Below are 432 nucleotides of genomic sequence, written 5' to 3'. Positions count from 1 at the left end.
CGCTTGCGTGGGAGGTGTTCGATGCTGGGACGCCGGCATACTATCCGAATGTCGCCACCGAGGTGGGCGTTCACAACCGGGAGACACCGATCGGTACCGAATTTATCGTCCCTATCGACGACGATGGCGTGTTTCTTGTCGGGTCGCCGGAAACGGACAATCTCGCCGAGGACGAACGCGAGCTCATTTTGATCGTCACACAGTACCTCCAAACGGCAATCGAGCTCGTCGCGCAGCGACATCAACTACGTACTGCGCGCGACCGCATAGAGTCTGAACGCAATCAGCTCGAACGTGTCATGAACACAGTCCCGCAGCTGATATTCGCGAAGAATACCGACGGCGAATTCTTGCTCGCGAACGAAGCGGTCGCTGACGCGTACGGTACTACCGTCTCAGACATGATCGGTTCGACTGATGCTGACTACACGG

General features: G+C 57.2%; 1 protein-coding gene. It reads left to right on the top strand.

Annotated elements, in window-relative coordinates; genetic code table 11:
- On the top strand, positions 1 to 432 hold a 432-nt coding region (locus EXE46_RS16420; protein ID WP_137689380.1), incomplete at both ends, for a GAF domain-containing protein.

The organism is Halorubrum sp. GN11_10-6_MGM (assembly GCF_005435165.1).
GTDB lineage: Archaea > Halobacteriota > Halobacteria > Halobacteriales > Haloferacaceae > Halorubrum.
The sequence above is the reverse complement of the archived record's forward strand: the minus strand, read 5'-3'. Positions and strand labels throughout refer to the sequence as shown.